Here is a 16,786-nt window from a genome sequence, read left to right on the forward strand (position 1 = left end):
AGTATCCGGGCCTTGGCAAGCCAATATTATTTCTACGTAAAACAGTCTGAATAAATGTTTTTGAAGGAAAAAAAACGCGCCATTTCCCTCATCACAACCATTCGAAAATGAAAAAAGCGCAGGCTGCCGCGCTGCGCTTTTCGTTGATCCGCACGCGGATCAATCGGCCGCGTACCGCTCCTTCAACTGCCAGACATAAATGGGCAGGCCCATCAGCAACAGCAGCATGCCCCACATCACGATGTCGGCGCCGGAGCCGTACAGCGCCCACAGCGAGTAGACGAAGCCGATGCCGGCGAAGAAACCGGGCGCGATGTAATCCTTGGCCGTGAACGCCTTGCCGCGCATCAGCATGATGGCGATCAGCGCCATCGAGCAGAAAGCGTAGGGCAGCAGCGTAGTGGCGGTGGCCAGCAGGATGATGAACTCGAAGATCTTCACCCCGCTGTCGCCGCCTGCGTACTTCATCGCCATCAGAATGGTGACCAGCGCGCTGGACAGCACCAGGCCGAAGATGGGCACGCCGGCCGCGTTGCGCTGGTCGAAACGGCTGGGGAACAACCCGTCCTTGGCAGCCGCCGCCGGCACGTGGGCCTGCATCAGGCTCCAGCCGTTGAGCGCGCCGAAGCAGGACACCACTGCGCCGAAGCCCACCAGCCAGTAGCCCCAGTCGCCCCACATCAGCCGCGCCGCATCGGCGAACGGCGCCTGCGAAGCCGCCAGCGTGTCCGCCGGCATCAGGCCCATCAGCGACACCGTGGACAGGATGTAGAGCACGGTGGCCAGCAGCGTGCCTATCACTGTCGCGCGCGGAATGGTCTTCTCCGGCTCCACCACGTCGCCTGCCGGCACCGAGGCCGACTCCAGGCCGAGGAAGGCCCACAAGGTCAGCGCCATCGTCGCCGACAGCGAGGACAGCAGTGGCTTGCCATGAGGGTTGAACGCCAGGTTTTCCGGCTGGAAATGGAAGAAGCCGATGAAGGTGACCGCCGCCAGCGGCAGCAGCTTCAGCAGCGTGGTCACCACAGCCACCACGCCCGAGCTGCGCGCGCCGCGGCTGTTGATCCAGGTGACGACCCAGATCAGGCCGATGGCGACGGCGCCGGCCAGCGGCTCGCTATGCCCCAATATCGGGAAGAACACCTGCAGATAGCTGGTGGCCGCCACCGCCAGCGCGGCATTGCCCGCCCACAGCGCGATCCAGTAGCCCCAGGCGATCCAGAAGCCGGCGAAGTCGCCGAAGCCGGCGTGGATATAGGCGTAGGGTCCGCCCTCGCGCGGCAGGATGGACGACAGCCGGGCGAACACCAGCGCCAGGCAGATGGCGCCGCAGGAAGTCACCAGCCAGCCCAGCATGGACACGCCGCCGAACGGCGCCAGCGAGGCCGGCAGCAGGAAGACGCCGGAACCTATCATATTGCCCACCACCAGGGCGGTGCACATCCAGACTCCGAGCGAGCCCTTCTTTTGAGTGGAACTGTTTTCGTTCAAACCTGACTCTCCGTGGGGAACGAAAGCATCGCGCGCCGGGGATGGACACACCCGGCGCCAGACATGCGGGAAAGGTCAAAACCGCATCGGCAAGCCTGTCGGCCATGGCTTCAAGATAGTTGAAACCGGGGCTCTCGGCTGCGCCGCAGCCGGTGGCGGCCTGCCGCCGCGCCAAAAAAAGGGCGCATTAAAACACAGTTTTGACGTAAAAACATGTCGCATTGACGATTTTTTCAACAAAAATCCGTTAACAGACAGATGCTTATGTCATCGCAATGAAAAGTCGTCAGGAAAGAGGGAGTTGCAGCGGGCCGGCCGGCACGCGGCTCAATGACCAATTCGCCACAGCCCAAGGCCACAGCTCGTCCAGGCTTCCGCAATCCGCTGGCGGAACATGGCCCAGCCACGCCAGGGCCTCGCGCAGCTGCCGCGCGGCGTCGCGGGTCGAGATCGCCGGCGCCAGCGTCTGCTTGGACAGCTTCTCGCCGGCGGCATTGGTCAGCACCGGCAGATGGCAATAGCCGGGCGCGGATTGGCCCAACGCGTCGTAAACCGCCAGTTGCCGCGGCGTGGACACCAGCAGATCGGCGCCGCGGACGATATCGGTGACGCCCTGCTCGGCGTCGTCGACCACCACCGCCAGCTGATAGGCCCAGAAGCCGTCAGCGCGCAGCAGCACGAAGTCGCCGATGTCGCGCGCCAGATCCTGCCGATGCTCGCCCTGCAGCCGGTCATGCGCCGTCCACTCGCCCTCATCCACCCGCAGCCGCCAGGCGCGCCCCTCGCGGCCGTCTGGACAACCGTTGCGGCAGGTGCCGGGATAGACGTAGCCGTCCAGGCCCCGCCGCGCCGTCGCAGCGATCTCCTTGCGGGTGCAGCAGCAGGCGTAAGCGCGTCCTGAGGCGATCAGCCGCTCCAGCGCGGCGCGGTACAAGCCATGCCGGCGGCTCTGGTAAACCACCTCGCCGTCCCACTCGAAGCCGAATGCCTCCAGCGTGCGCAGGATGTCGTCGGCCGCGCCGGGCACCTCGCGCGGCGGGTCCAGGTCTTCCATCCGCAGCAGCCACTCGCCGCCTCGGCTGCGCGCTTCCAGGTAACTGCCGATGGCGGTGCTGAGCGAACCCGCGTGCAGCAGGCCGGTGGGACTGGGGGCGAAACGGCCCCGGTAGAGTGCATTCGACATCGTGAGGGATTTGCCGGAGCGTCGGAACGAAGATTTATCGCTAAAATGACGATTATCCCGAATCACGACCCAGCCTTACTGAGGATACGAGAATGGCGTACGTTGTAACCGATGCCTGTATCAAATGCAAATACACCGATTGCGTGGAGGTTTGTCCGGTGGACTGCTTCCGCGAAGGCCCCAACTTCCTGGCGATAGACCCGGACGAATGCATAGACTGCTCGCTGTGCGTGCCAGAATGCCCGGTCGGCGCCATTTACGCCGAGGACGACGTGCCCAAGGGCCAGGAGGCCTTCATCGCGCTCAACGCGGAACTGGCCAAGAACTGGCCGAGCATCGTCGAGCGCATCGACCCGCTGCCCGACCACGCGGACTGGGCGGACGTGAAGGACAAGCTGCCCTACCTGGAACGCTGATCCCTCTCCCGCCGCAGGCAAAGACGGCCCTCCCGCCGCCTTTGCCCCTCCACCGGCTGCCGCCTCGAGCAGCCGAGTCCAACGACAAGCCTCTTTCGCGCCTAGCATCCGGCAGAATGGAGCCGGCGCCGCAAACATGCCTTGAGCCGGCTCTCAGATGAACAGGTCGATGTCGCCGGTCTTGGCGCCCTCGCCCTGATCCACGATGCGGCCGCGATACGGCTGCTCCTGCTTGATCGCGGCGCCGCTCTTCTTCAGCTTCTTGATCAGCACCTTGCCGGTGGCGGTGAAGAAATACACCTTGCGCGCGCACTCCCCAAGCAGATCCTCCGCCAGGATGGGAATCTGTTCATTGGCCAGGTAGCTGCGGATGAAGTTGGTGTTGCGCTCGCCCACCTTCACCACCGTCATGCCGTCCAGCACGTTGCCGGCGCCGAATATCTTGGCCTCCAGCCGGTTGCGCATCGCGCCCAGCTTCTGCATGTCGGTGATCAGCAACTCCATCGCGTTGACGCCGAAACGCGCGGCGGACGTGCCCGCCCCCAGGTCCAGCGACCCTTCCGGCAACAGGAAATGGTTCATGCCGGCCACGCCGGAAATGCGGTCGCTCAGGCAGACCGCCACGCAGGAGCCCAGTAGCGTCACCAGCAGGCGCGACTGGTTGGTGGCGTGAAACTCGCCCGGAAATACCTTGACCGCCGTGATCTGGAAGTGCTTGTCGTAGTACTGGTGGCTGTTCATCCCTTCGGCATGATTCATGTTATCGCCCTTTCGGCTTGGCTCTGCAGGCACTCGACCACTTTCTCCGCCAGTCTGTTCAATGGCAGGACATGCGCCACCGCGCCTATCCTGAACGCTTCCCGCGGCATGCCGTACACCACGCAGCTGGCCTCATCCTGGCCGAAGGTGACGGCGCCCGCATGGCGCATCCGCAACAGCCCTTCCGCCCCGTCCTTGCCCATGCCGGTCAGGATCACGCCGATCGCGTTCTTGCCCAGATGCCTGGCCGCGGAATCGAACAACGGATCCACCGCCGGCCGATGGCGGTTGACCGGCTCCTCTTGATCCAGGGCGATCCGGAAGCCGCCGCCCCCCGCGGGCGCCACCCGCATGTGCGAGTGCCCCGGCGCGATGTAGGCAACGCCGGCCAGCGCGGCCTCACCGTCCTCCGCCTCCTTCACCCGCATCGGGCACAGCTTGTTCAGGCGCTCGGCGAAAGTGAAAGTGAAATGCTCCGGCATGTGCTGCACGATCAGGATGGGCGGCCCGTCGGCCGGCATGCCCATCAGGAAGTCCTTGATCGCCTCGGTGCCGCCGGTGGACGCGCCGACGAAGACCAGCGCGTTCTTCCTCAACGGCGCGCCTGGGCCCGTCTTGCGCGCCGGCGGCGGCTGGCGGAAACGGTTCGGCTGCCTGAGCCTGGCTTCGGCCGTGACCCTGAGCTTTTCCCGTATCTCCTCCGCGTACTCCTGCATGTGCCGCGCGATGTCGTCGGCCGGCTTGTGGATGAAATCCACCGCGCCCAGCTCGAGCGCGGCCAGCGTGGTTTCCGAACCGGCATCGGTCAGCGAGGAGATCATCAACACCGGCGTCGGCCTCAGCCTCATCAGGCGCCGCAGGAACTCCAGCCCGTCCATCCGCGGCATTTCCACATCCAGCGTCACCACGTCCGGGCTGGTTTCGCGTATCTTTTCCCGGGCGATGATGGGATCGGACGCCGTCGCCACCACCTCCATGTCCGGCGCCTCGTTGACGATGGCCGTCAGCAGGCTGCGCACCAGCGCCGAATCGTCCACCACCACCACCCGGATTCTCCGCCCCGTTCCCGCGCTCATCCGCCCCCCTCTCCGCGGTCCGGATGCGCGAGCCGGTAGGTGGTCCTGCCGCAGCCGATGAAGGCGTCGGTCAGGTGGACGATGTTTTCCGAATGTCCGAGCATCAGCAGGCCATCCGGCCGCAGGCAGGCAGCCATTCGCTCCAGGATGGCCGCCTGGGTCGATTTGTCGAAATAGATCATCACGTTGCGGCAGAAGATCGCGTCGAATCGGCCGATGTCCGGCCAGGTCGGCGCCACCAGATTGAACTGGAAGAAGGACACCGCGTCCCTCACCTGCCGCTTGAGCCGTATCATGCCCTCGTTGCCGCCGACGCCCTTGTCGAAGTACCGCCTGAGCAGATCCGCCGACACCTTTTCCGCCCGCTCCCTGGCGTAAACGCCGCGCGCCGCCTGCTGCAGCACATTGGTGTCGATGTCGGACGCCAGCAGCTGAAAGCTTCCCGCTCCCGCTTCCCGCCACAGCTCAAGCAGGGTGATGGCGATCGAATACGGCTCCTCGCCGGTGGACGAGGCCGAGCTCCATACCCGGAACGTCTCTCCCGGCCTTCGCTGCCGCCTGGCGTGCTCGCGCAGGATGTCGAAATGATGGGATTCGCGGAAGAACGAGGTCAGGTTGGTGGTCAGCGCGTTGATGAAACCCTGCCACTCCTCGCTTTCCTCGCTGTGCTGCAACAGGTCCAGGTAATCGGCGAAGCTGCGCAGCCCGCGCGAGCGCACCCGCTTGGCCAGCCTGGCGTAAGCCATGTGGGTCTTGGAATCGCTCAGCGAAATGCCTACCCGCTGGTAGATCATTTCCCGGACCCGCTTGAAATCGTTGCGGGTGAACTTGAGCCCCGTTTCGTCGGCCATGCCGCGTCCCCTCGCGCCGCCGCCTTCCGGCAAGCGGCGCATCGCCCTGTGTCAACCCTGCCTCAGAACTCCTCCCAGCCGTCCTCGCCGTCTCCCGGCGGCTGAATGGGCTCTATCGCCCTGGGCTTGACCTGATAGCTGCCCGGGTGATGGCTGGTCTTGTGCGCCAGCGCCCCGGCCAGCGCGATCTGCGGCACGGCCGCGGCCCCGAGGCGTGGCGCGGGCTTGCCTGCGGGCGGCTTGCCGTGCGACGGCTTGTCATCCAGCTTGAACACCGCCACCGCGTCCGCCAGATAGCGCGCCTGCTCCTCCAGCGATTCCGCGGCGGCGGCGGCCTCCTCGACCAGCGCGGCGTTCTTCTGGGTGTTCTCGTCCATCTGGGTGACGGCGAGATTGACCTGCTCGATGCCGGAACTCTGCTCCATCGACGCCGCCGAAATGTCGCTCATGATGTCGGCGACCCGGCGGATGGACACCACGATCTCGTTCATCGTGCGGCCCGCCTCGTCCACCAGCCGGCTGCCGGACTCCACCTTGTCGACCGAGTTGCCGATCAGCGACTTGATCTCCTTGGCCGCGGCGGCCGAGCGCTGCGCCAGATTGCGCACCTCGCTGGCCACCACCGCGAAGCCGCGGCCCTGCTCGCCGGCGCGCGCGGCCTCCACCGCCGCGTTCAGCGCCAGGATATTGGTCTGGAACGCGATGCCGTCTATCACGCTGATGATGTCGACGATCTTCTTGGCGCTCTCGTTGATCTCGTTCATCGTCGACACCACGTCGCCGACCACCTTGCCGCCGCGCGCGGCGATGTCGGAGGCGCCGGTGGCCAGCGAATTCGCCTTCTTGGCGTTCTCGGCGTTCTGCCGGACGGTGCTGGTGATTTCCTCCATGCTGGACGCGGTCTCCTCCAGGCTGGCCGCCTGCTGCTCGGTGCGGCTGGACAGATTGGAGTTGCCGGCGGCGATCTCCTTGGCCGCGGTGTTGATCGCGTCGGTGGAGTCCTTGATGTTGGCGATGATTTCCTTGAGCTGCTCGACCGTGGCGTTGCTGTCGGCCTTCAGCTGGCCGAACAGGCCGTCGTAATCGGCGCCTATGCTCTTGGTCAGATCGCCCTTGGCCAACGCGCCCAGCACGTTGGCGATATCGTTCAGGCCGCGGCTGGTGACGCCCAGCAACTGATTGATGCCATCGCCCAGCACTTTGAAGAAGCCCTGCTTGCCGTCCACCTCGATGCGTTTGCCGAATTCGCCGGCCGACGCGGCGCGGACGATCTCCGACACCTCGCGCTCGATCTCCACCTCGGCGGTGCGGTCCTTCCACTCCACCACCGATCCCAGGCGCTCGCCGTCGGCGTCGAACACCGGGTTGGCCACCAGCGAGAAAGTGCGGCCGGCTACCTGGATTTCGGCGCGGTAAGTGCTGCGCAGATTGGCCAGCAGATCGCGCTGGTGGGCCGGGTTCTTGTGGAATTCGTCCATCGTGGAGCCGATCAGCCGCCGCACCTCGAAGTTGGGCAAGGCCTTGCGCAGATCGGACTCGGCGCCGCGCAGCATGTCGGTCACGCTGTGGTTCATGTAGATGATCCTGCGATCGTTGTCGGCGATCATCACATTGGTGGTGCAGTTGTCTAGCGCGCTGCGGATTCTGGCGTTCTCCCCGGCGACGCGGCTCTCCTCCAAGGCCCGGGCGTCGGCCTCGGCCTTCAGGCGCAGCGCCTCGGTATTGTCCTGCCACTCGACCACCGCGCCCAGCCTGTCGCCCTTGTCGTTGAAGATGGGCGACAGGATCAGGCCGAAGGTGCGGCCGCCGACCACGATGGACGAGCGGTGCGTGCCCCTGGCTTGTTGCAGCAGGCCATGCTGGTAGGACGGGTTTTTGTGGAAATCGTCGATCTTGCCGCCCAGCAGGCCGGCCGCCGAGAAGCGCGGGATATCGCGGCGGATGTCGGCCTCCGCCTGCTGGAACATGTTCAGCACCGACTGGTTGGCGTAGACGATGTGGTGGCTTTCGTCCGCGATCATCACGTTGGTGGTGCAGACGTCGAGCGCGCTGCGGATGCGCGCGTTCTCCGCCGCCAGTTTGCTTTCCTTCTCCGCGCGCAGGTCGGCCTCGCGCTGCAGCCTGAGCATTTCGGTATTGTCCTGCCACTCCACCACGTCGCCCAGGCGCTCGCCCTTGGCGCCGAGAATGGGGGTCAGGATCAGGCCGAAAGTGCGGCCGCCGACGGATATCGACGAGCGATGGGACTCGCGCACCTGCTGCAGCAGCCCGCGCTGATAGGACGGGTTCTTGTGGAAATCGTCGATATTGCTGCCCAGCAGCCCGCCGGCGGAGAAGCGGGGAATGTCGCGGCGGATGTCGGCCTCCGCCTGCTGGAACATCTTCTGCACCGACTGGTTGGTATAGATGATGCGATGATCCTCGTCCGCGATCATCACGTTAGTGGTGCAGACGTCCAGCGCGCTGCGGATGCGCGCGTTTTCCGCCGCCGCGCGCCGGTCGGCGGCGAGCCGCGCCTCTTCCGCCGCCTTCAGCTCCAGGTCGCGGGTGGTGTCCAGCCACTCGACCACCGCGCCCAGCTTGCGGTTCTGGCCGTCGCGTATCGGCGTCAGCACCAGGCTGAAGGTGCGCCCCCCCACCTTGATGGTGCCGCGATGGGTGCCGGTCAATTGCTGCAGCACGCCGCGCTGGTACGACGGATTGCGGTGAAAACTGTCTATGCTGCTGCCCAGGATCGTCCGCGCGGAAAACTGCGGCAGCTCCTGGCGGATGTCGGCCTCCGCCTGCTGGAACATGTCCAGCACAGCCCGGTTCGCGTACACCACCTGGTGGTTGTCGTCGGCGATCATCACATTGGTGGTGCAGACGTCCAGCGCGTTGCGCACCCTCAGATTTTCCAGCGTATGCGCAACCACGTCGGCCAGACAGGCGAACAGGCTGTCTTTGTCGCCCGGCCGCACCCGGAACTCGGTGCGCACTTCGCCGTCGGCAAGCTCTCGCAACACGGTGGCCAGCAACTGCGGATCGCCGCCGAACTGCCTGTCCAGCGCGCGGCGCAGCAGCCAGACCAGCACCGCCGCCAGCAACAGCAGCGCGACGCCCATGCTGAGCAGCTCATTGCCTATCGCGCCGGCGGAAACGCCCGCGTCCGCCGGTTCCGCCTTCAAGGCCTGCTCGCCCTCGAATCGGACATACTGGCCGATGGCGTCCTGGTACTTGAGCGCGGCCGGCCACAGCGTGGCCGCCAGGTAGCCATGCGCCTCCTCGCCCCGCCCTCCCGCCAGCAACTGGCGGTAAGCGGCGATCTGGCTGCGCAGCGGCCCGTCCAGGTTGCGCGCCGCGTCCAGTTTGGCCTTGGCGTCGGGGGACGCGTGGGCAGACAGGCTGTTCAGGCGCCCGGTCACGCCGTCCAGCGCCGCGTCCAGCGGCGGCTGGGCCGCGCGCTGCGCCGCCAGCGAGTCGTCCGGCAGCAACCCGCCCAGTTGCCGCAGCAACAGCTGCGACGCCTGCTGGGCCTGGCCGGCCAGGGCCAGTTGGGCGATCTGGGCGGACTGGCCGTCGGCGACATCGTCGGCCGCGCCCTGCAGGCGGTGCAACTGCGCCTGGGCGAGATACAACGCAGCCGCCATCGCCACCACCAGCAAGCCGATTCCCAGCGTCAGCTGCTGCTTCAACCTGATGTCGCTCATTTTCCTCTCCCAAGCTCGGTTCCCGGCCTCAGGCCCGGGAAGCCACTTCGTCAGTCAGCGCCATTTCCTCGCTGCGCATCAAACGCTCGATATCGACAACGATGATCATCTGCTCCCCCACCGTTCCCAACCCTTCGATGTAGGCGGTGTCGACGGCCGCGCCGAACTCGGGCGGCGCGCGCATCGAATCCTGATCCAGCTGGATCACGTCCGATACGCCGTCGACCACGATGCCCACCGTGCGCTTGCCGATATTGAGAATGATCACCACGGTGAACTCGTTGTAGTGCGGCTCGCCCAGGCCGAACTTCAGCCTCAGGTCGACGATGGGCACGATGCTGCCGCGCAGATTGATCACGCCCTTGATGAATTCCGGCGCATTGGCGATGCGGGTGACGGTGTCGTAGCCGCGTATCTCCTGCACCTTGAGGATGTCCAGCCCGTATTCCTCGCTGCCCAGCGTGAACACCAGCAGCTCCCGCGTCCCTGCGCCCCTCGCCTGGGCATCGCTCAGATTGTCCAGTTGCATATCGCTTCTCCGGCTGTCATTCCGCGATGGCCGCCATTTGCGCGGCGGATCCGCGCGGGCCGCCGTTGCTGCGGGCGATGGTGGAAATGTCGAGTATCAGCGCCACCTGCCCGTCGCCGAGTATCGTGGCACCGGACAGGCCGTCCACCTTGCGGTAATTGGTTTCCAGATTCTTCACCACGAACTGCTGCTGGCCGATCAGGTCGTCCACCAGCAGGGCGACGCGGGAGCCCGAGGCCTCCACGATCACCAGGATGCCCTCGTCTGCCCGCTGCCTGGCCTTGCCGACGTTGAAGTAGCGCCCCAGCGGAACGATGGGCAGGTATTCGCCCCGGATGTGCACCACCTCGCCCCGCCCGGCCACGGTCTTGACCGCCTTGGTCTCAGGCTGCAGCGACTCCAGGATGAAGCCCAGCGGCAACACGTAGATCTCGTCGCCCACCCTGACCGACATGCCGTCCATGATGGCCAGCGTCAGCGGCAGGCGTATGCTCATCGTGGTGCCGACATCGGCCATGGAATCGATCTCGATCCTGCCGCCCATGTTTTGGATGTTGCGCTTGACCACATCCATGCCGACGCCGCGGCCGGACACGTCGGTCACTTCCGCCGCCGTCGAGAAGCCGGCCTCGAAGATCAGTCCCCACACCTCAGCATCCGTCATGTTGTCGCTGACCGGCATGCCGCGCTCCCGCGCCTTGGCCAGGATGCGTTCGCGGCTGAGCCCCGCGCCGTCGTCGCTGACCTCGATCACGATGCTGCCGCCCTGATGAAAGGCCCGCAGCGTCAGCCGGCCGGCAGGAGACTTGCCCTTGGCCACCCGTTCGTCCGGCGACTCGATGCCGTGGTCCAGGCTGTTGCGCACCAGATGGGTCAAGGGGTCCGACAGTTTTTCGATGAAGCCCTTGTCCAGCTCGGTGTTCTCGCCCACCATTTTCAGGTCGACCTGCTTCCCAAGCCTGGAGGCGAGGTCGCGAACCACGCGGGGAAAGCGGTTGAACACGAAGGCGATCGGCGTCATGCGGATGGACATCACCGCCTCCTGCAACTCTCTCGAATTGCGCTGCAGGGCGCTGATGCCGTTGAGCAGGCGCTCGTGCTCGACCGGGTCCAGCGCGCTGCCTGACTGCATCAGCATCGACTGGGTGATCACCAGTTCGCCGACCAGGTTCAGCAGCATGTCGACCTTTTCGATATTGACCCGGATCGAGTTTTCGCCGGCGGCCGCGCCCTTATCGGGCGACGTCCGGGCCGGCGCCACGGGTTTCTCGGCCTGGGCCGCCGCGCCTGGCGCGGGGGCGCCGACTCCCGGCGCGCCGCCGAACAGGCCGAACCCTTCGCCCTCCACGTCCCTGCCTTCATTCTTCGCCGGCGCCTGCAAAGGCTCGAACAAGCCGAAACTGCCATCCTGCTCCATCCGCGCCAGCCTCTCGGAGCCGGCATCCGCGCCCGGCGTCTCCCGACCTGGCAGCGGCTCGAACAGACCGAAGCCGCCATCCTCGTCCACGTAGGAGACTCCGCCTTCTCCCTTCCTGCCGGGAGACACATGATCGTCCGACAGGAAGAAGCCGTATTCGTCGCCGCCTTCCCCCCCCCGGTCCATGCTGACGCGGAACCGCTCCGGCGGCAGCATGAACGCCAGCGATTCGGCGACCTCGTCCGCTTCCAGCGAAGAGGTGAACACCGCGACCCAGGGCAGCTCATCCGCCGTCCGGCCTTCCTGGACAATGGTCAGATCGCCCTGCGCCGCCAGGTTTTCCAGCAAGGGGCGGATGTCATGCTCATCAGCGGGCGTCAGTTCCAGAAACAGCGTCCACAGCTGCTCAGCCGCCGGCGCCGCATCCTGCGGGGATGCCGCCGTTTCGGCCTCGGGCGCTTGGCTTTCTATCGCCTCAAGCTGCCGTTGAATCTCTTCCTGCCGGCCACCGTCAGGCTCTTCTCCGTTCTTGTACGCGCCCAGCATCGACTGCAGCGCGTCTTTCGCCTGCAGGAACGCGTCCACCATCTCCACCGTCAGACCCATCGCGCCCTTGCGCACCCGGTCCAGCAGGTTTTCCAGCACATGGGTCAGCTCGGCCATTTCGGAGAAGCCGAAGGTAGCGGCGCCCCCTTTGATCGAATGGGCGGCGCGGAACACGGCGTGGAGATCTTCCTGCTCGGGATGGGCGACATCCATTGCCAGGAGCAACGACTCCATCGCAGCCAGATGCTCTTCCGTCTCGTCGAAAAAGACCTGGTGAAATTGGGACATGTCGATTGCCACAATCGTCCCCCCGTAGCGATGGCTGCGTTAACCGACCAGGCGCTTGACGACGTCCAGCAACTTCTGCGGATCGAACGGCTTGACCAGCCAGCCCGAAGCGCCCGCGGCCCTGCCCAGCGCCTTCATCTGGTCGCTGGATTCGGTGGTAAGCATCAGGATGGGAGTCGAATTGTAGGAGGGTTGCTTGCGCAGAGAACGGATCAGCGTCAATCCATCCATGCCCGGCATGTTCTGATCGGTCAACACCAGATCGAATTGCATGCTCTGCGCCTTGCTCAAGCCGGCATTGCCGTCCACGGCCTCGGCCACCTCGTAGCCTGCGCTCTTGAGGGTGAAACTGACCATCTGGCGAATCGACGCGGAGTCGTCCACCGTGAGAATTTTCTTAGGCATGGCGTTCCCGTTATCGAGAGACTCCCGTTGAAATACACGCGGCCGCGCGGATTCCGTCAAACCAGCCATGCCGGCGCCATCCAGCGCCGGCAACCGCCCCCAGGCCCGGCGGACACACCGCGGGCGTCATCCCGCACAGGCAGGAACGACACCGCAACGTCATCAATCTTCAACGACAATATCGGAATAGCACTATTCACACGCTCCCGCCATCCATCCCATAGATAAATCCCGCTCTCATGGCCGGCATGGATTACGCAATCATGCACCAGACCGGATGAATCACGTGGCATCTATTGAAAACAAGGATTTGGTGCAGATGGCATGCAGCGGACTGCGCATGCATCCGCCGCGGCATCGACCGCCACTTTCCTGCCGGCAACCGATGGCCGGCACGAAAAGCGAGCCAGGCGGGAGCGCGCCCGCGCGCCGCCCGGGCCATGCAGGCGGCGGCGCAAGCAAGGCCGGCTCAGGCAGCCGGCCGGATCGTGAACATCTTGTTGAAGCAGGCGATTTCGAAAACCTGCATCACCGCCTCCCGGCAGTTGACCAGCACCATCGATTTTTTCTGCCCTGCGGCTCTTTCCTTCAACAGCAGCAGCATGCCCAGCGCAGAACTGTCCAGAAACGGAACCTGGTCGAAATCAACCTGGATTTCCTGAACTTCGGGATTGTCCAGCAGCTCCTGGCTGGCTTGGCGGAATTCCTTGTGCAGATTGAAATCAAACTGCCCAATCAGCACCATCTTCCCGACATTCCCCTCTACTCTGACTATCGGTCTCATCACTGGTCCTCGGCTTTCCATAGGTTCGCGAACACATTGAACGAACGACGCAGCTGGATCCGGCCTCACGCCGGACACGTCGGCAGCCTCAATTCGAAGCAGGCGCCGCCCGCCACCTTGTTGTAACACCGTACACTCCCCCCCAGCTCTTCGGCCACCTTCTTCACGATCGCCAGCCCCAGGCCGGTTCCGCCCGGCCTTTGCGTGAAGAATGGTTCGAAAATCCGCTCCCTCACCGCTTCGTCTATCCCCGGCCCGTCGTCCTCGACGCAGAATACGACATCGGCGCCGTCGCTCGCCACCGCCAGGCCGACCCGCCCGCCCGGCGACGCGAACTGCAGCGCATTCTCGAGCAGATTGATCAGCGCGCCCTGCAGCGCCTTGCGGTCTATCAAGACCGTTATGGCAGAATCGGCGGGCAGATTGCAATCAAAAAACACACCTTTGTCATGGCATTGCGGGGCCAGTACGGCGCATACGTCTTCCAGCAGCGGCTCCAGCGGCGCCTTCTCCAGCGACGACACCTGGCCGCGCACGAAACCGAGCATGTTCTGGATCAGGCCTTCCAGCGCGCGCATCCTCGCCAGGCTCTTGTCGACAAAACGCGCCCGGTCTTCCGGACGGGGAATATCCTGCTTCAAGTTGGCCGTATACAACATCGCGCTGGCCAAGGGCGTGCGCAGCTGATGCGCCAGCGCGGCGGCCATGCTGCCCATCGACGCCAGTTTCTGCTGCTGCGCGAGCTCGCTATTGAGCTGATGCAGCCGCGTCACGTCGTGAATAAGCACAATCCGCCCCCCGGACGCAGGCAAATCCTGGTATTGAAGCGTCAGGCGCCTGGACTCGCCGCCGGCCTCCAACGCGAAGCTGCCATCCGCCTCCTGCGTCAGCAGCCGCTCCAGCACAGCCTCCCAATATTCTCCTATATAACAACCGCTTATCAGCGATTCCGCCGCCAGATTCTCGGCGATGACCCGCCCATCGGGAGACAGCTCCACCACGCCGGCCGGCAGCATCTTGAGCAACGACGCCAGCCGTTCCGCGAGCTCGGCATTCTCGTCGCGCTGTTTTCGCAACTGGCTGTTCGCCTCGTCCAACTGAGCGTTCAAAACATTGACCTGAACCTCAAGTTGTCTATATGCATCAATGAGTTGCCCGGAAACCGCATTGAATTGCTCGAACGCGGCCTCGAGCTGCTGCTGATCCTTCAGGCTTGAAACCATAGTCGGCATCGCTTCACTGTCATTTGTAAAAACCACTTAAACGGTATGATAATGACCAGCTCATGGCGCGCCAACACGCTGCAGGCCTCGCCGTGAGCAAAAAAAAACGGGAAAAACCAATATCTGGCGTATAAAGGGAAGTAGTACGCCATTCCAAAAGATGCTGCGGAGGTTTCTGTGTCAGAGCTTCTCAAAAAAATCGACGCCAGAACCAAACTGGCGGGCACCAACAAGCTGGAAATCCTGCTGTTCTCTCTGGGGCATGATCAGCGTACCGGTCGAAAAGAAATTTTTGGTATCAACGTATTCAAAGTGCGCGAAGTGATGCGCACCCCGGAGATCACCTCCGCTCCGGAAATGCCCTCGTCGGTGGAAGGCATGGTCAGCTTGCGCGGCGCGCTGGTTCCCGTGATCGATCTGGCGAAATATTCCGGCATCGTGACCAGCAACCGCCCGGAAATCATGATCGTCACCGAGTACAACGGCCATACCCAGGGCTTTCTGGTCGAAGCAGTGGACACCATCCTGCGCCTGGACTGGTCCGCGATGCGCGTGCCGCCGGACATGATCACCAACCGCATGGCCGGCCTGGTGACGGCCGTCACCGAGCTGGACAACGGCACGCTGGTGATGATGATGGACGTGGAAAAGGTTCTGGCCGAAACCAGCATCATCGACGATGGCCATAGCTTCATCAATATCGAACCTGTCAAGGAAGAGCGCCGCATCTTCTTCGCCGACGACAGCGCGGTCGCCCGCAAGCAGATCGAGCGCACGCTGGAAGCGATGAACATCAAGTACACCTCGGCCATCAACGGCATGCGCGGCTGGGAAGACCTGCAAAAGATGGCCCAGCAAGCCGAAGCCGCCGGGCGCAAACTGTCCGACGAGCTGCATCTGGTGTTGACCGACGTGGAAATGCCGGAGATGGACGGCTATATGCTGACCAAGATGATCAAGAGCGACCCGCGCTTCGCCGGCATCCCGGTGCTGATGCACTCGTCTCTGTCCGGCTCGTCGAACCAGAAGCTCGGCGAGTCGGTTGGCGTGGATTCCTACGTTTCCAAATTCGAACCGCAGAAGCTCGCCAGCAAGCTGCGCCAGATGCTGAAACTGGAACCCAGCAACTAACAGGCCTTCTTCAAGATTTTCAAGGGATAGGGATACGACATGCCTAGCACCGACGCCTCCTTGCTCGCCAGTGTTGACGCCAGGACCAAGCTAGCCGGCTCCAACAAGATGGAGATTCTGCTGTTCTCGCTGGGAACGCGCGAAACATTCGGCATCAATGTGTTCAAGGTGCGCGAGGTCTCGCAGACGCCGACCATCACCAAGACGCCCAATATGCCGTTCGGGGTGGAAGGCGTGCTGTCCTTGCGCGGCAACATCATCCCTGTGATCTCGCTGGCCAAGTTCATCGGCCACGACCATGGCGGCAGCAAATTCGACACCATGATCGTCACCGAGTTCAACAAGAGCACCCAGGCCTTCCTGGTGGACTCGGTCGACCGCATCATCCGCGTCGACTGGGACAAGGTGCGGGCGCCGGAGAACATCATGGCGGCCGCCGGCACCAACCAGAACCTGATCACCGCGGTGACCGAGCTGGAAAACGGCAAGCTGGTCTCCATCCTCGACGTCGAACAGATTCTGGCCAGCGTGGTCGGCGAACCCCGCCTGCCCGACGTGCCCACTGCCCAGCTGGAAACCGACCAGTACATCTTCTTCGTCGACGATTCAGTGGTGGCGCGCAAGGAAATCACCGGTGTGCTGGAAAAAATGGGCATCAAGTTCCAGCAGGCCACCAACGGCCGCGAGGCCTGGGACCGCCTGCAGGTGCTGGCCGGCCGCAACTGGGCAGACGGCGAATGCCTGCACGATTATCTGAAAATCATCCTGGTTGATGCCGAAATGCCGGAAATGGACGGCTACGTGCTGACCAAGCTGATCAAGTCCGATCAGCGCTTCAAGGGCATTCCGGTGATCATGCACTCGTCGCTGTCGTCCAACGCCAACCGAGCGATGGGCTCCAGTGTCGGGGTGGATTCCTACGTTGCCAAGTTCGACCCCGGCGTTCTGGCAGAAACTTTGATTCCATTCCTGCAAAGGTAGTCGCTACAATGTGCGCC

14 protein-coding genes are annotated in these 16,786 nt (G+C 64.0%); 3 read left to right on the forward strand and 11 right to left on the reverse strand.

The window, feature by feature from the left end:
• Positions 1–159: 159 nt before the first annotated feature.
• Together CV_RS16930 and gluQRS are read right to left on the reverse strand one after the other, a co-directional pair.
• Positions 160–1,443: an amino acid permease gene (locus tag CV_RS16930; RefSeq protein WP_045051571.1), complete on the reverse strand. Its 1,284-nt coding sequence runs from the start codon at positions 1,441–1,443 to the stop codon at positions 160–162.
• Positions 1,444–1,777: 334 nt separating this feature from the next.
• Positions 1,778–2,674: a tRNA glutamyl-Q(34) synthetase GluQRS gene (gene gluQRS, locus CV_RS16935; protein WP_011136980.1), complete on the reverse strand. Its 897-nt coding sequence runs from the start codon at positions 2,672–2,674 to the stop codon at positions 1,778–1,780.
• Positions 2,675–2,766: 92 nt separating this feature from the next.
• Between gluQRS and fdxA the strand changes: the two genes are divergently transcribed.
• Positions 2,767–3,090 (forward strand): ferredoxin FdxA, encoded by a 324-nt coding sequence (fdxA, locus tag CV_RS16940; RefSeq protein ID WP_011136981.1) that lies wholly within the window; start codon positions 2,767–2,769, stop codon positions 3,088–3,090.
• 153 nt (positions 3,091–3,243) lie between these two features.
• On the opposite strand, the gene cheD is transcribed toward fdxA, so the two are convergent.
• From cheD to CV_RS16985, 9 genes are all read right to left on the reverse strand, one after another.
• A complete protein-coding gene (gene cheD / locus CV_RS16945; protein WP_011136982.1) occupies positions 3,244–3,849 on the reverse strand; it encodes a chemoreceptor glutamine deamidase CheD in 606 nt (201 codons plus the stop codon).
• Entirely contained in the window at positions 3,846–4,925 is a 1,080-nt protein-coding gene (locus CV_RS16950; RefSeq protein WP_011136983.1) for a protein-glutamate methylesterase/protein-glutamine glutaminase, read from the reverse strand. The genes cheD and CV_RS16950 overlap by 4 nt, the downstream gene beginning before the upstream one ends.
• Entirely contained in the window at positions 4,922–5,776 is an 855-nt protein-coding gene (locus tag CV_RS16955) for a CheR family methyltransferase (RefSeq protein WP_043598218.1), read from the reverse strand. The genes CV_RS16950 and CV_RS16955 overlap by 4 nt, the downstream gene beginning before the upstream one ends.
• Before the next feature lie 62 nt (positions 5,777–5,838).
• A complete protein-coding gene (locus tag CV_RS24420; protein ID WP_115610168.1) occupies positions 5,839–9,465 on the reverse strand; it encodes a methyl-accepting chemotaxis protein in 3,627 nt (1,208 codons plus the stop codon).
• Between the two features lie 28 nt (positions 9,466–9,493).
• A complete protein-coding gene (locus tag CV_RS16965) occupies positions 9,494–9,994 on the reverse strand; it encodes a chemotaxis protein CheW (protein WP_011136988.1) in 501 nt (166 codons plus the stop codon).
• 16 nt (positions 9,995–10,010) lie between these two features.
• Entirely contained in the window at positions 10,011–12,245 is a 2,235-nt protein-coding gene (locus CV_RS16970) for a chemotaxis protein CheW (protein WP_227590053.1), read from the reverse strand.
• Between the two features lie 39 nt (positions 12,246–12,284).
• Positions 12,285–12,650, reverse strand: coding sequence for a response regulator (locus CV_RS16975; protein WP_011136990.1), 366 nt, complete (start codon positions 12,648–12,650; stop codon positions 12,285–12,287).
• Positions 12,651–13,119: 469 nt separating this feature from the next.
• Positions 13,120–13,434 carry an STAS domain-containing protein gene (locus CV_RS16980; RefSeq protein ID WP_043596576.1) on the reverse strand — a complete coding sequence of 105 codons (315 nt, stop codon included), beginning with the start codon at positions 13,432–13,434 and terminating at the stop codon, positions 13,120–13,122.
• A gap of 65 nt (positions 13,435–13,499) precedes the next feature.
• A complete protein-coding gene (locus CV_RS16985; RefSeq protein WP_227590054.1) occupies positions 13,500–14,657 on the reverse strand; it encodes a sensor histidine kinase in 1,158 nt (385 codons plus the stop codon).
• Positions 14,658–14,834: 177 nt separating this feature from the next.
• Between CV_RS16985 and CV_RS16990 the strand changes: the two genes are divergently transcribed.
• Positions 14,835–15,788: a chemotaxis protein gene (locus tag CV_RS16990; RefSeq protein WP_011136993.1), complete on the forward strand. Its 954-nt coding sequence runs from the start codon at positions 14,835–14,837 to the stop codon at positions 15,786–15,788.
• Between the two features lie 39 nt (positions 15,789–15,827).
• The gene (locus CV_RS16995) at positions 15,828–16,769 is read left to right on the forward strand and encodes a chemotaxis protein (RefSeq protein ID WP_011136994.1); all 942 of its coding nucleotides are present in this window, start codon (positions 15,828–15,830) and stop codon (positions 16,767–16,769) included.
• Positions 16,770–16,786 lie beyond the last annotated feature (17 nt).

The sequence above is a fragment of the Chromobacterium violaceum ATCC 12472 genome, assembly GCF_000007705.1.
Classification (GTDB): Bacteria; Pseudomonadota; Gammaproteobacteria; order Burkholderiales; family Chromobacteriaceae; genus Chromobacterium; species Chromobacterium violaceum.